Source organism: Thalassococcus sp. S3 (assembly GCF_004216475.1).
Taxonomy (GTDB): domain Bacteria; phylum Pseudomonadota; class Alphaproteobacteria; order Rhodobacterales; family Rhodobacteraceae.
The window spans coordinates 2,836,311-2,849,760 of the sequence record NZ_CP022303.1 but is presented as its reverse complement, the minus strand read 5'-3'; the positions used below and the strand labels follow the sequence as shown (position 1 = coordinate 2,849,760).

Below are 13,450 nucleotides of genomic sequence, written 5' to 3'. Positions count from 1 at the left end.
GGTAGACCCTTGCAAGGTTAACGACCGGTTAACAAAGACGTCGGGATGTGAAGTTCAGCTGGCCCGGGCCTGCATGGCCGCGGCAAATCGTTCGAAAAGGTAGAAACTGTCCTGCGGTCCGGGGCTGGCTTCGGGATGATACTGCACGGAATAGACCGGACGATCCGCAACGCGGATACCGCAATTCGAGCCGTCAAAGAGCGACCGATGCGTTTCAATCACGCCGCCGGGCAGGCTTTGCGCATCGACCGCGAAGCCATGGTTCATCGACGTGATTTCAACTTTCCCGGTTTCCAGATCCTTCACCGGATGGTTGGCGCCGTGATGGCCGTGGTTCATTTTCACCGTCTTTGCGCCCAAAGCGAGCGCAAGCATCTGGTGACCCAGGCAAATGCCGAAGACCGGCATCTCGCTTCGGTTCAGAACATCCTGGATCATCGGCACGGCATAGGATCCTGTCGCGGCCGGGTCGCCCGGACCGTTGGACAGGAAAAGACCGTCGGGATCATGTAACATGACCTCGTCGGCGGTGGCGGTCGCGGGCAGGACGGTCACGTCGCACCCAGCGCTGGCCAGGCATCGCAGGATGTTGCGTTTGGCGCCGTAATCAATGGCGACGACCTTGTGCTTGGCGTCTTTCTGGCGCGTGTACCCTTCGGGCCAGGCCCATCGCATTTCATCCCAGCGATAGGATTGCGCGCATGTCACATCCTTGGCCAGGTCCATGCCCTCAAGCCCGGCAAAGCCGCGTGCGGCCGCCACCAGGGCTTCGATATCGAAGACGCCGTCGGGGTTGTGTTCCAGGGCCACATGCGGTGCGCCCTGTTGCCGGATCGCACGGGTCAGGCGGCGGGTATCCACCCCGCCGATGGCAATACGGCCCCGCCGGGCCAGCCATGCCTCAAGCGTTTCCGCGCTGCGCCAGTTGCTGGGTTCCGTCGGGTCCCACTTGACCACCATGCCGGAAGCGACCGGATCCATCGTCTCGTCGTCATCGGGGTTCACGCCGACATTGCCGATATGAGGGAAGGTGAAGGTCACGATCTGCCCGGCATAGGAGGGGTCTGTCATGATTTCCTGATAGCCGGTCATCGCGGTGTTAAAGCACAGTTCGGCCACCGTTTGGCCGGTGGCGCCAAATCCACGCCCGTAGAATAGCGTCCCATCGGCCAAGGCCAGGCAAGCGGTGGGTTTGGAGGGGACGGGGCGAGGCATGACGCAATCTCCATCTGGCAAATTGTCGGGTGCCTATGCCAATCAGCGCAGCGGGTCAAGCCTTGCCATAGCGGTCAAACCTGCCCTTTGGGCAACGGTTGCGGATGCCCTCGAAACCGGTTATTTTCGGAGCTTTCGACATCCTGGGGATGGGATAAAGAAATGGAAATGCGAGCACGCGTCGCCACGGCTTTGAAGCAGGCGATGAAGGAAAAGGCAGCCGAGCGGTTGTCGACCCTGCGCCTGATCAACGCGGCGATCAAGGACAAGGACATTGCGGCGCGCAGCGACGGCGCCGAGAAAGGCGTCGGCGATGCCGAGGTCCTGGCGATCCTGGGCCGAATGACAAAGCAGCGGCAGGAAAGCGCCCGCGCCTACGAGGAAGGCGGTCGCCTCGATCTGGCCGAGCGGGAACGCTCGGAAATCAGCGTCATCGAGGAGTTCTTGCCCCGGCAGCTGAACGATGCGGAGATTGCGGAGGCGATCAATCAAGCGATTGCCGATATCGATGCATCTTCGATCCGCGACATGGGGCAGGTCATGGCCGAGCTGAAGGGCCGGTATACGGGGCAGATGGACTTCGGCAAGGTCGGTCCGATGGTCAAGGATCGTCTCTGCGCAAGCTAAGGCAGGTCAACGCCGCGATGCTTCCCGAACCTGTGGTTTCGGATTTCGATGGCGTGCTCTAGACGTTCGCGAGGACGATACGCTGTAGGACCAGGGTTGGGGTCATCCAGTCGTCGGGCCGGTTATAGGCTCCGGCGAAGACCACCATGGTAAGGTCGAGCTCTGGCAAGATGTAAAGGCGCTGCCCCCCATTGCCTGCTGCATGCAGCATGGACAGCGGGGTATCGCTTCCGCGTGCATATTGCCGCGTCAGCCACCAGAAATGACTGTATTCGCTCCCGAAGGCTGTCGTGATCTGCGGAGTGCTTATCAGGGTCACCCAGTCTTGTGGAACGATCTGGGTGCCTTGCCAGACACCCTCTTGGCGGACCAGTTCACCGATCCGGGCCAGTTCGGGCGCGGTCAGGCGCAGCCCCGATGCGGCCGAATGCACGCCGTCGCGTCCCGCGTTCCATTCGGCGTCGCCAATTCCAAGCGGATCAAACAACACCTCCTGCGCGTAATCGGCCAGGTTCTTGCCCGTACCCCGCTCGATCAGCGCGCCGATCAGGGCGGTCGCACCCCCGTTGTAGTTCCAATAGGTGCCGGGGGGATCTATCGGATCATGCGCAAGAACAAAGCGATAGCGATCATCAGCAATCTCCATGCCGATCTCGCTGTTGCGCGGATCCGAATAGGGCAGGCTTTCATTCCAGCTTGTTCCGAGGGTCATGTTCAGCGCATGCGCGACCGTCCAAGACCGGCGACGATCATTGTCGGCGAGATCGGGATATTCGGGAAAGCTGGCCAAAAGCGGGGCGTCGGGCGCAGGTACGAGACCCTGGTCAAGGGCGATCGCGTAGACCAGGCTTGTCACGCTTTTGGTCACAGACCGTATGTCGTGCCGCGCATTCGGCCCGAATGAGCGTTGACCAAGAGGACGCCCCCAATTCTCGTCCTCGCCTTCAAAGTAAGCCTCCAGAACCAGATCGCCGGCCTCAAGCAGGTAAACCGCGTGCAAGCCGTTCAGAAGGCCGGCGCGGTATCCCAGGTCGAGAGCGGTTTGCATATTGTTCACGTCTGTTTCTGCCAAGGCGAGGTGCGGCGCGGCAGATATGCCGGCCGCGAGGCCCAGGGCTTTTCGTCTGCTGAGTGTCATGGGTAAAGCATGCGTGTCTTGCACATCACGTGCAATCCGCCTGTGGCTAGGTGCGCGAAAAGAGGCGCACGAGATCATCGTAGAGGGCGACGCGTTCTTCCTCGCTCAGAAAGGCGCCGATCTCTACCTCGCGACCTTCTCCGATCAGCGTCACGTAGTGCGGCACCGGGCCGTCCTTATCATGCATTTCAGGCCGCGCCCAATACCGGTTGCAGCGCCATTCCTGAACGTCGCCCCGCGGGTTGCGTCGCATCAGATGCGCTTCGTTGTCGGAGACCGTCAAAACCTCGAGGATCTGTCCGTTGCGCCAGGATTTCTGAAGCGCCAGCCAGATGCCCCCGACGGCGAGCAGCAGAAAGGGCAGGATCCCCCAAAGCACCACAGAACCGAGAAGCGGCAAAAGCGGGATCATGATCAACGCGAATGTGGCCGATATGAACGCGGCAAATCCCTTTGGGGGCAAAGACTGATGCGGCCAGAGATGCAGCTCAGGCGCGGCGGTGTCTTCGGTGTTGATCCAGTCGTAAGGCATGGTGCCGGAGATGTATCATGGACACTCATTTTGTCGAAGGTGATTTGTAATTTGACGTGGCGGTGCGGCGCCTTGCGCCGCCCGGCCCGCCTCTCATTGCTCTGTGACACGCGCCCCCTCGACGGATGTGCGCGCTCGAAACACCGATCGATCCCGGTTGGTCTTTCTGTCACCGAAAAAGAAAGGCCCCGAGCTGATCAGCTCGGGGCCTTTTTGATGTTGTGTCCGGTCGCCGGTTAGTGCGCGGGGCTCTTGTCCCAGTCTTCCTGTTTCGGCAGTTGCTCGAACGTGTGCTCGGGCGGGGGCGAAGGCAGGGTCCATTCCAGCGTGTCGGCGTATTCGTTCCAGTAATTGTTCTCCGTCACCCGAGCGCCCCGCAGAAGCGCATAAGCGATGATGCCGAAGAAGAACAGGAACGAGGCAAAGCTGAGGAATGCGCCGATGGACGACCACCAGTTCCAGTAGGCGAAGGCCTCGGGATAGTCGATGTAGCGGCGCGGCATGCCCTGACGGCCCAGGAAGTGCTGGGGGAAGAAGGTCAGGTTGGCCCCGATGAACATCATCCAGAAGTGCAACTTGCCGGCCCATTCGGGGTACTGGCGACCCGTCATCTTGCCGAAGTAGAAGTAGATCCCGGCGAAGATGGCGAAAACGGCGCCCAAGGACATCACATAGTGGAAGTGCGCCACAACGTAATAGGTGTCGTGATAATAGCGGTCCACGGCGGCCTGGCTCAGCACGATGCCGGTCACACCACCGACAGTGAAGAGGAACAGGAAGCCAAAGGCCCAGAGCATCGGCGTCTTGAACTCGATAGAGCCGCCCCACATCGTGGCGATCCAGCTGAAGACCTTCACGCCCGTGGGTACCGCGATCACCATCGTGGCCAGCATGAAATAGGCCTGCTGGTTCAGCGACATGCCCACTGTGTACATGTGGTGCGCCCACACGACAAAGCCCAGCACGCCGATCGCGATGATGGCCCAGACCATCGGCAGGTAACCGAAGATCGGCTTGCGCGAGAAGGTCGCGATCACGTGGCTGATGATGCCAAAGCCGGGCAGGATGATGATATAGACCTCCGGGTGGCCGAAGAACCACAGGATGTGCTGGTAGAGCACGGGGTCACCGCCGCCTGCGGGATCAAAGAAGGTAAAGCCGAAATTACGGTCCATCAGCAGCATGGTGATGGCACCTGCCAGAACGGGCAGGGACAGCAGGATCAGCCAGGATGTGACGAAGATTGACCACGAGAAGAGCGGCACCTTGAAGAGCGTCATGCCCGGCGCACGCATGTTCAGGAAGGTGGTGATCATGTTGATCGCACCCAGGATCGACGAGGCACCCGACACATGCACCGCGAAGATGGCGAGGTCCATCGACCAGCCCGCTTCGTTTGTCGACAGCGGCGGATAGAGAACCCAACCAACGCCTGACCCCAGTTGGTCATTGCCGCCCGGCGACAAGACCGAAGCGACGGCCAGCGTCGTACCAGCAACGTAAAGCCAGAAGCTGAGGTTGTTCATCCGGGGGAAGGCCATGTCCGGCGCGCCAATCTGCAATGGCATGAAATAGTTGCCAAAACCGCCGAAGAGGGCCGGGATCACCACGAAGAACATCATCAGGATGCCGTGGCCTGTGATCAGAACGTTCCACAGGTGGCCGTTCGGCGTACACTCGGCAGAGGCATCCGCGAAGAGCCGGGCGCCCTCCATACACATGTACTGGACACCGGGATCCATCAGCTCAAGCCGCATGTAAACGGTGAATGCGACCGAAATGAACCCGACGAATGCCGAGGTGATCAGGTACAGGATCCCGATATCTTTGTGGTTTGTCGACATGAACCAGCGGGTAAAGAAACCGCGCTGATCCTCATGCTCGTGGCCGTGAATGGCTGCGTCTGCCATTTGGTGCCTCCTGATAAGGTGTGAACGCGCGCCGGTTCCCTGGGCGCGCGCGGAATTGATCTGGTTGTAGATTGTCCACCTTGCCGCTTCAATGCCGGACATCGCTGATAAGGATGATAAATTGCCGCGCCCCTCTTGAACGGTCGGCCAGATTGACCGTGGATCCGGATCACTGCACAACGCAGGGGAACTCGATTGGGAGAACGCGATGACGCCGTATGATCAAGACAACATCTTTGCCAAGATTCTCCGGGATGAAATTCCGTCCATTCGTCTTTACGAAGACGCGGAAACGCTTGTTTTCATGGATATTATGCCGCGCGCGGATGGGCATTGCCTGGTGATCCCCAAGACGCCGTGCCGCAACATGCTGGATGCGACGGCCGACCAGTTGGCGGCCTGCATGGGCACGGTGCAACGCCTGTCACACGCCGCAATGAAAGCGTTTGACGCAGATGGCGTGACGTTGCAGCAGTTCAACGAGACGGCTGGGGGGCAGGAGGTGTTTCATCTTCATTTCCACATCCTGCCGCGACATGCCGGTGTGAGTCTGCGCCCGCCCGGCAACATGGCGGATATGGACGTTTTGAACGAGCAGGCGGAAAAAATCCGCGCGGCGCTGTGATGCAAATGCCTATTGCCGATTTGAAATGAGATGCTGGGGAATTTCCCGCCCGATCCCTTCTGTGACGAAGGGATCGGGCTGGGGAAGAACGATCTGAAAGGTTTTACCGAAGATATTCGTGATCGAAACATCACGACCATGTGAGATGGAATCGGTTTGAGCATGACCCAATTGGACTATGAACTAATAAAACGTTAATAAAACATTGTGCGAATAGGGCGTATGGCGAATGGATCATGCGTCCGGGTTGTAAGACTATGAAGGTGGTGCTGGTCGTGTTTGTTGGGTGGTCCGGATGAGCCGTCGGGAAGCGGATTTTGCGGGTGCGTCCAATCGGGACCGGGTGGTGTCCGCGATATACGAGACTGTGTTGCGGCCGCATCTCTATGACGCGTTCATGGAGGCGTGGTCGGATCACGTCACAAATGCACTTCAGGATCTCGAAGCCATCCAGGCCGCGCAGGCCGGGGAGTTGCTGCTGGCGCAGGATAAGGAACTGACCGAACATTTCGGGCGCGCCTTCGAAATCCTTGAACAAATCGGTCGCAAGGCACCGTCAGCATCCGGGCAAGGTGTCGCGGCTGCTTCGGGCTTCGCGCTCCGTCTCGACACTCTGGGCTGCGTTGTCGAGGCCAGCGCGGATGCCGCGCGGCTGTTTCCGGTCGGAACGCCTTTGGAGGTTTTCGAACGGCATCTCTTCGCGGGTGCGTCGGAGGCGTTGCACACGATCCTGCAGGGTGACACCGCCACACCGGTTGTCCTGGGTACCGACTTTTTACCCCGGCATGTGATCGCGCGCGGTCAGGACAGCGGTGTTCTGATCGAAGCATTGGAAATCGCCTGGACGGATGAAACCGGAGAAATGCTCCGTCGGTCGTTCAAATTGTCTAAGGCCGAACTGGAAGTTGTCCGCAACCTGGCGGGCGGACTGACTTTGCGGGCTATCGCGGAAGAAACCGGCCGGTCCGAGCATACGATCCGCAACCAGACGAAATCCATTCTGGCAAAAACGGGCGCGCCCGGTCAGGTGGATCTGGTGCGCATGGTAGCCTTCCTTGCGCAACGACCGATGCGGTCCCGGCCCATGGTGCCTTCGGAAACCGTCCGGACCATGTCCGACGGCATGCAGATGCAGGTGTTCGAGTTCGGCGACCCCAAGGGGCAGCCCGTTGTCTTCATCCATGGCATGCTCGACGGGATGACCGCGCTTAGGCGCCATGCTGATCTATGGTCGCGGCATGGGCTGAGGGTGATCGCACCCATCCGTCCTGGGTTCGGCCTGTCGACTGCGGTCAAACGTGCCGATCAGGCGGAACCGGTCTTTACCGCCCATCTTCACGAATTGCTCTGCGCGCTGGACGTAGCAGAGGTTACGCTGCTCGGCTATATGGGCGGCGCGGTCTATGCCTATGCTTTCAACGCCGCTCACCCTGAATGGGTCGCGGGGATGGTGATGGTATCGGGGGGCGTACCGCTCCGCTCTCTGGTGCAGATCGCCCAGATGGCGCCGCGTCAGCAGGTCGTTGCCTATACCGCCCGGTTCGCGGCCCCGCTGCTTCCGCCGATCCTGCGGGCCGGTATCTCGCAGATTGATGGCAAGGACGTGCAGGCCTTTATCGAGGCGCTTTATCGTCCAGGCACGCATGACCACACCGTGATCAAGCGGTTGGGCATTGCCGACTTGATGCGCGATGAATATCGGTTCTCGGCCCAGCAGGGACACAAGGGGTTCGCGGCGGATTCGCATCTTGTCGTGCGCGACTGGTCGCGCTTTTTACGTCAGGCCCCGAAGAATGTGATCCTGGTCCACGGCCGTCATGATCCGGCCATCACCGCCTCCAGCGTCGAGCAATTCCAGGCCGATCATCCCTACATGACCCTGCACTTGCACGAGGATTGTGGCCAGCTGGTGTTTTATGAACGACCCGATCTGGTGATCGCAGCCCTTCATCAAGCCATTTCGGTCTCATCAAAAACGGCTTGAAACTGCGCCTTAAGTGCGACGTCCAGATCCTGGAGGGTCACCGGCAGGCCCAGATCCACCAGGCTCGTCACCCCGTGTTCGCGAATGCCGCAGGGTATAATGCCTTGAAAATGCGATAGATCCGGGTCCACGTTGATGGAAATGCCGTGAAAGCTGACCCATTTCCGCAGGCGGATGCCGATGGCCGCAATCTTGTCCTCGGCCAAGGATCCATCGGGCATGCGCGGCTTGTCCGGCCGCTCCACCCAGACGCCGACGCGCCCGTCGCGCACCCGTCCGGTCACGTTGAACTGATCCAGGGCCGCGATCACCCATCGTTCGAGCTGACCGACGAATTGGCGCACATCCCGCCCGCGGGCCCCCACATCCAGCATCACATAGACGACCCTTTGACCCGGACCGTGATAGGTATATTGCCCGCCGCGCCTTGCGTCGAACACCTCCAGCCCCTCGGGGTTGAGCAAATCCTCGGGTTTTGAGCTTGTCCCTGACGTATAAAGCGGCGGATGCTCAAGCAGCCAGATCGCTTCCTCCGCGGCTCCGCTGCGAATATCGGCCGCGCGTGCCTCCATCCAGGCAACTGCCTTTTCATAGGGCACCAGTTCGTCCGACGTGATCCACTCAACCATGTTTTTGCCGATGCCTTTGCCATTCTTCGCCACAGGGGTGAAATAGTTCACTTACAAACGACGATGAAGTGGTAAGCTAAAAGTTAGTATCTGAGTTATTCGGAGGGACGTACATGTTTTCAAAATATCTTTCTACAGCGGTCATTGCTGCCAGCATAGCCTTTACCCCCGCCACGCGCGTTGCCGCGGATGCCGGAGATTTCGTAGCCGGTGCCATTATCGGCGGGATCATCGGTCACGCCGCGACAAAGCAGAACCAGCGCAAGAAGGCGGCCACCAAACGCTATTACAAGAAGCCTGCGCGCCCGCGGATCCCCGCAACGCAGGAAGGCCGGCAAATTCAAAGCTCCTTGAACTATTTTGGCTTCAACGCGGGCGGTGTTGACGGCCAGCTTGGCCGGAAGTCCCGGGACGCGATTTCGCGCTATCAGGCTTATATGGGCTATCCGTCGACCGGCCAATTGACGCCGTTTGAGCAGGATCTTCTGGTCACTTCCTACAATCGCGCCCAAGCCGGCGGATACGCGGTCAATCAGCAAATCGCGACCAGCCCGGATGGCACGCGCGGTCTGCTGAAACAGTACCGCGCCGAACTGGCAGGCGCACCTGCGATCCCCCAGGCCGCTGCCGCCGCACCCATGACCACCGTGGTTGTGGCCCCGCAGCCAGTGGCACCGGTTCCGGGAACCACAACGACGACCGTGACCAGCATCTCTCCGATCACGCCTGTGACACCCGAGCCTCAGGCGCCTGCGCAAATGGCATCGACATCTCCGCTCCCTAACTTTCTCGGCGGGGGTGCGCAGCAGTCGCTGGCCTCTCACTGCAATACGATCTCTTTGCTGACCAACACCAATGGCGGCTTCACCAAGGCCGAGCAGATGACGGATGCGAGCTTTGCGCTGAACGAGCAGTTCTGCCTCGCGCGCACCTACGCAATCGCGCAAGGCGAAGATCTGGTGTCCAAGGTGCAGGGCTTTACCCCTCAGCAGATCGAAGCCCAGTGCGAAGCGTTCGGGCCGGCCATGAAAGATCACGTCGCGGCTCTGTCGCTCAAGCCACAACAGGCGGTGGTTCAGGATGTGGCAAGCTTCATCCTCACGACGGGCATGTCGCCGGCTCAACTGAACGGGACGGCCAAGATCTGCCTCGGCGTGGGCTATCGCACCGACAATATGGATGTGGCACTTGGATCGAGCCTCCTGCTCTTCGCGATGGGAGAGGGCGTCTATGGCGAATTGATGGGTCATCATCTGGCCCAGGGGTTCGGCACGGCCAAGAGGACGGACATGGCGTTAGTTTGGTACGAACAGGGCCTGACCGCCATCGAGAACGGCGCGCAGCCGGTCTTTGCGCCCGGCCAGCCCGAGCGTAACGATCTGATCCGCAAGGCCTCGCTTCAGTTGAACGGCGCACCCCAGGCCAAAGCGACGATGAGCGCACCAATCCAGCCGGTCTCTGGCCTGCCGAGTTTTTCGGTCAGCGAATAACGCCTCGCGAAAGAGGCACCGAAACGAGCTCCGCGGTTTTTCGACCGCGGAGTTTTTTTCATGCAAAAAGCGCTTCACATCCTCCACGCATGCGGCTAAACCGCTGCGCACCAGCCAAGACGTGCGGTCGTGGCGGAATTGGTAGACGCGCAGCGTTGAGGTCGCTGTGGGGTAACACCCGTGGAAGTTCGAGTCTTCTCGACCGCACCAAAACAAAGCTTGGGGTCTGTCACGTACCTTAAGGCTTTGAACGGAAACGCTATTTCCGGAGTTCTAGCGCCCTCGAAACGGTCGTATCGGATGCGGTCTGCAAAGGCTAATTTGAGGATCAATCTACGCAGGGTGATGTTGCTCGAGGCCCATAGTTTAAAGGGGTTTGCGAGGAAGACGAGGACGGGTTCTAGTTTTTCCTCGAAGCTGCCCTTGGGTTTGGCCCTTTCGGCCATTTCCTGAGAAATCTTGGTCTTTTCGCGCTCCAGCATATCGATTTTGTCTTCGCAGCGGGCGATGACAGACGCCCTGCTGACAGACGTGATCGTGTCGAGCAAACGGTCGATGTCTTTGTCGAGCGCTGCGATCTTGCGTTTTCCGCTCAGTAGAACGTCCTTGGCCTGGTGTTCCTTAGCGTCCCAGATGTGACGGAACATGGCCTTGGCGGCGTCCATGAGGCCCTCAGACGGTTGAAGCGATTTAATGAGCTCACCGACGTCGCCTTCGATCTTGTCGCGCTTGATCGACTTGCCGTAATGATCACAGCCTTTCGTCTGGCACAGATAGTAGTGATAGCTCCCACCATTACCTTTGGTGATGGAGGATCGGAGCGGCACGTTACAGCCCCTGCAGACGGCGACGCCGCGCAGAGCGAAGGCATCCCCAATGTTCTTGCGCTTGGGGGCCTTGGCGGTACCTTTGCGGCGATCCTGGACCTTGTCGAAGACATCCAGCGACACGAGCGGTTGATGCTGGGCTTTGAGCCAGTTGAGATCGTAGACCTCGGAGCAGATGTGCCCGGTATAAACGGGCTGTGTCAGGATATCCGTCACGCGCTGCTGAGTGATCTTACCTTTGCGCTTGTTCAACAGGTCAGGGAAACCCTCAAGAAAGCGTTTCACTTCCGCCTGGGTTTCAAAGCGGCCCGACGCGTATCCCTCAAAGGCTTGCCTGATGATTCCGGCGGCGGGTTCTTCGAGCACAAGCACTTTGCCGCGTCCTTTGATAGTCTCATACCGATATCCGATGGGCGCATTGTGAATCCAATATCCGTTCTCCATGCGGGCGCGCATTTTCTGGGCGACTTGTCGACCGTTTTGCTTGCGCTCGAGCTCGCCTTGGGCAGCGATGATCGTTTCGATGAACTCGCCCTCCGGGCTGTCTTCCTCAAATTTGAAGTTGAGGCAGGCGATGCGTGCGCCGCGTGCCCTAAGGGCCTCGCGTAGTTCAAGATGGTACTTCGTGGAGCGGGCGAAGCGTTTCGGGTCGTCGAACAGAACGATGAAGCTTCTGTTAGGTTGGGCGTCTAGGAACGACAGAAGCGCCACCATCCCGGGGCGTTTCATGAAGTCGATACCGCCGCTGATCGTATCAGGGAACGAAGCAACCACATTCCAGCCTTTGGAAGCCGCGAAGTCACGGCACCTCGATTCTTGACTGCTCAAGCCATGTCCATCGTTGCGCTGCCCAAGGGAACTTACTCGACTGTAAATGACGACATCTTCTGAGTGTTCGGAAGTCATACCTCCTCCTTGTTGGTTTCTTGTTGTTGATCGGGAATGCCTGAGTTTAACACAGCAGCCTTTAGAGCGGCGGTGAGATCAAGAACTTGTCCACTGGTTTCTTGGGCGGCGAGATCATCCGGGCCGAGAACATCGTACTTGGCATCTGCAAAGCACATCAGAATCGTCCACAGCGCTTCGATCTGCTTTTTCTTGTCTTCGAGAGAGATGTCCGGGTGCTCAAAGAACGGCAGCCAGTCCTGCCAGTTGAGATGCAGGCTGGGCTTGGGGGGCGGAGTTGGCGGCGTGGTCTTCATGTCTGTCCTTTCCGGTTTGGTCCTCCTGCGCGTGAACGAAAGAGGAACATGCTACCTCAATCGATCAGCTAAAACAAGGAATAAAGTCCTATCTTTCCAATATCCTACCGGTCAGTGGCGGGTCTGGCTCTGGCTGCGGGTTTGGGTCTGCTCCGCCTTGCGCGCGGCGATTTCGGCGTCGCGCACGGGCTTATGGTGGAGCTGCTCTGCGGCCTTCCCGACTTCATAGAGATCGCGGTTATGGGCGGCGTGATACGCCTCTTTCATCAAGCGCTTGGCCCCGGCTTGAGAGATCTTCAGCTCATCGGCGACGACGATGGCTGCCGTGTCGAAGGCCTGATAGAAAGGACAAGTGTCCCCGCGCGCGATCAAGGGTGCGATGGACTCCGCGGCGTTCAGGATCTTCCGAAGACACTCAGGATCCGTGGCTCTGTCTTCGGCCTTCAGCAGGGTTTCGCGGGTCTGGTTCATCGTCTCGCCATAGCGGCCCTTGTAGATATCCCGCAGCACCGCCTCGCCCTTCATGCTGTCGAAGCGTTCGTTGCGGGCATAGGCATGGCTGTAATCGATGAGCTTTTCATGGAATGAGCCGGAGCGCTGGATTTCCTTGTGGATGATCTCTGAGATCGCCCAGGCCTCATCGAACTGACCTTGGGTGAGGCCGCGACCAGAGAACGAGGCGCGGGCGGCTTCAACGGCGGGATGTGCAGTAGACATGATGGGTCTCCTTTATCTTTTTCGGGATTGGGTGATGCGCATTTGTGTGGTCTGGAACGCCTCGCGCGCATCACCCCTGCGGTGCTCTGGGCTTTGCGCGGCGCGCGTCTCTCGCTCGACTTCCGCACGGATTTTTAAGTCGCGGCGCATCTCACGAAGCTGGTCGACCTCGTCCTGCCGGATCACCCTGAGGCGCCTGCCGTGGTCGTGGCGCACGCGACCATCGGCCATGTGATCCAGTTTTTCCGGGCTGGGAAGCTCCTTGGCTTTCAGGACCCAGGACGGCGTGGGCATATCGAGACTGCGCCCGGCATATTCGCGCAAGATCATCTGCCGCGCTGCGGCCAGCCGCGACGGGTAGTCGGACTTATACGCCTCCATCTCATCGTCGATCCGCTTCGCCGCCTCAGTCGAGATGGTGTGCAGGCGGTCCCAATCTGCCTCCGACGTGATGATGCGCGCGATGCTCTGCTGCAGCGCGAGACGGAGGGTTTCTGAGACGGCCTCAGTGCTACTCTGGCTCATGAGGGGCTCCAAATTTGCAAGGTGCAGGT

At 59.5% G+C, this 13,450-nt stretch carries 12 protein-coding genes, 1 tRNA gene and 1 pseudogene; 5 read left to right on the top strand and 9 right to left on the bottom strand.

Annotation, left to right across the window (positions count from 1 at the left end):
* Positions 1 to 54: 54 nt before the first annotated feature.
* On the bottom strand, positions 55 to 1,215 hold the full coding sequence (gene carA, locus CFI11_RS14130; protein WP_130407014.1) for a glutamine-hydrolyzing carbamoyl-phosphate synthase small subunit: 1,161 nt from the start codon (positions 1,213 to 1,215) through the stop codon (positions 55 to 57).
* Positions 1,216 to 1,377: 162 nt separating this feature from the next.
* On the opposite strand from carA, the gene CFI11_RS14125 reads away from it, so the two are divergent.
* Positions 1,378 to 1,842: a GatB/YqeY domain-containing protein gene (locus CFI11_RS14125; protein ID WP_130407012.1), complete on the top strand. Its 465-nt coding sequence runs from the start codon at positions 1,378 to 1,380 to the stop codon at positions 1,840 to 1,842.
* Positions 1,843 to 1,900: 58 nt separating this feature from the next.
* Here CFI11_RS14125 and CFI11_RS14120 read toward each other — a convergent pair whose 3' ends face one another.
* From CFI11_RS14120 to ctaD, 3 genes are all read right to left on the bottom strand, one after another.
* Positions 1,901 to 2,980 carry a serine hydrolase gene (locus CFI11_RS14120; RefSeq protein ID WP_217358698.1) on the bottom strand — a complete coding sequence of 360 codons (1,080 nt, stop codon included), beginning with the start codon at positions 2,978 to 2,980 and terminating at the stop codon, positions 1,901 to 1,903.
* Between the two features lie 46 nt (positions 2,981 to 3,026).
* Entirely contained in the window at positions 3,027 to 3,512 is a 486-nt protein-coding gene (locus CFI11_RS14115) for a DUF2244 domain-containing protein (protein WP_130407010.1), read from the bottom strand.
* Positions 3,513 to 3,748: 236 nt separating this feature from the next.
* Positions 3,749 to 5,422 (bottom strand): cytochrome c oxidase subunit I, encoded by a 1,674-nt coding sequence (gene ctaD, locus CFI11_RS14110; RefSeq protein ID WP_130407008.1) that lies wholly within the window; start codon positions 5,420 to 5,422, stop codon positions 3,749 to 3,751.
* Positions 5,423 to 5,630: 208 nt separating this feature from the next.
* Between ctaD and CFI11_RS14105 the strand changes: the two genes are divergently transcribed.
* Together CFI11_RS14105 and CFI11_RS14100 are read left to right on the top strand one after the other, a co-directional pair.
* A complete protein-coding gene (locus CFI11_RS14105; protein ID WP_130407006.1) occupies positions 5,631 to 6,047 on the top strand; it encodes an HIT family protein in 417 nt (138 codons plus the stop codon).
* A 295-nt stretch (positions 6,048 to 6,342) separates the two neighbouring features.
* Entirely contained in the window at positions 6,343 to 8,031 is a 1,689-nt protein-coding gene (locus tag CFI11_RS14100; RefSeq protein ID WP_130407004.1) for an alpha/beta fold hydrolase, read from the top strand.
* Here CFI11_RS14100 and lipB read toward each other — a convergent pair.
* Positions 7,998 to 8,660: a lipoyl(octanoyl) transferase LipB gene (gene lipB, locus CFI11_RS14095; protein ID WP_130407002.1), complete on the bottom strand. Its 663-nt coding sequence runs from the start codon at positions 8,658 to 8,660 to the stop codon at positions 7,998 to 8,000. The two genes, CFI11_RS14100 and lipB, sit on opposite strands and share 34 nt — an antisense overlap.
* A gap of 113 nt (positions 8,661 to 8,773) precedes the next feature.
* Here lipB and CFI11_RS14090 point away from each other — a divergent pair, with 113 nt between their 5' ends.
* Together CFI11_RS14090 and CFI11_RS14085 are read left to right on the top strand one after the other, a co-directional pair.
* Positions 8,774 to 10,150: a peptidoglycan-binding domain-containing protein gene (locus CFI11_RS14090; protein WP_130407000.1), complete on the top strand. Its 1,377-nt coding sequence runs from the start codon at positions 8,774 to 8,776 to the stop codon at positions 10,148 to 10,150.
* Between the two features lie 123 nt (positions 10,151 to 10,273).
* A tRNA-Leu gene (locus CFI11_RS14085) sits at positions 10,274 to 10,360 on the top strand.
* Positions 10,361 to 11,115: 755 nt separating this feature from the next.
* Here CFI11_RS14085 and CFI11_RS24625 read toward each other — a convergent pair.
* The 4 genes and pseudogenes from CFI11_RS24625 to CFI11_RS14065 all read right to left on the bottom strand — a co-directional run.
* Positions 11,116 to 11,883 (bottom strand): annotated as a pseudogene (locus tag CFI11_RS24625) (recombinase family protein); the annotation flags it as partial.
* Positions 11,880 to 12,179: a hypothetical protein gene (locus CFI11_RS14075; RefSeq protein WP_130406998.1), complete on the bottom strand. Its 300-nt coding sequence runs from the start codon at positions 12,177 to 12,179 to the stop codon at positions 11,880 to 11,882. The gene CFI11_RS14075 and the pseudogene CFI11_RS24625, both read right to left, overlap by 4 nt.
* Positions 12,180 to 12,290: 111 nt before the next feature.
* Entirely contained in the window at positions 12,291 to 12,896 is a 606-nt protein-coding gene (locus CFI11_RS14070) for a hypothetical protein (RefSeq protein ID WP_130406996.1), read from the bottom strand.
* 12 nt (positions 12,897 to 12,908) lie between these two features.
* A complete protein-coding gene (locus CFI11_RS14065; protein ID WP_130406994.1) occupies positions 12,909 to 13,421 on the bottom strand; it encodes a hypothetical protein in 513 nt (170 codons plus the stop codon).
* Between the last annotated feature and the right edge of the window lie 29 nt (positions 13,422 to 13,450).

Bases quoted from the DNA above. Each gene is read 5' to 3' on its own strand.
- carA (WP_130407014.1), bottom strand. From the start codon at position 1,215: ATGCCTCGCCCCGTCCCCTCCAAACCCACCGCTTGCCTGGCCTTGGCC.
- CFI11_RS14125 (WP_130407012.1), top strand. From the start codon at position 1,378: ATGGAAATGCGAGCACGCGTCGCCACGGCTTTGAAGCAGGCGATGAAG.
- CFI11_RS14120 (WP_217358698.1), bottom strand. From the start codon at position 2,980: ATGACACTCAGCAGACGAAAAGCCCTGGGCCTCGCGGCCGGCATATCT.
- CFI11_RS14115 (WP_130407010.1), bottom strand. From the start codon at position 3,512: ATGCCTTACGACTGGATCAACACCGAAGACACCGCCGCGCCTGAGCTG.
- ctaD (WP_130407008.1), bottom strand. From the start codon at position 5,422: ATGGCAGACGCAGCCATTCACGGCCACGAGCATGAGGATCAGCGCGGT.
- CFI11_RS14105 (WP_130407006.1), top strand. From the start codon at position 5,631: ATGACGCCGTATGATCAAGACAACATCTTTGCCAAGATTCTCCGGGAT.
- CFI11_RS14100 (WP_130407004.1), top strand. From the start codon at position 6,343: ATGAGCCGTCGGGAAGCGGATTTTGCGGGTGCGTCCAATCGGGACCGG.
- lipB (WP_130407002.1), bottom strand. From the start codon at position 8,660: ATGGTTGAGTGGATCACGTCGGACGAACTGGTGCCCTATGAAAAGGCA.
- CFI11_RS14090 (WP_130407000.1), top strand. From the start codon at position 8,774: ATGTTTTCAAAATATCTTTCTACAGCGGTCATTGCTGCCAGCATAGCC.
- CFI11_RS14075 (WP_130406998.1), bottom strand. From the start codon at position 12,179: ATGAAGACCACGCCGCCAACTCCGCCCCCCAAGCCCAGCCTGCATCTC.
- CFI11_RS14070 (WP_130406996.1), bottom strand. From the start codon at position 12,896: ATGTCTACTGCACATCCCGCCGTTGAAGCCGCCCGCGCCTCGTTCTCT.
- CFI11_RS14065 (WP_130406994.1), bottom strand. From the start codon at position 13,421: ATGAGCCAGAGTAGCACTGAGGCCGTCTCAGAAACCCTCCGTCTCGCG.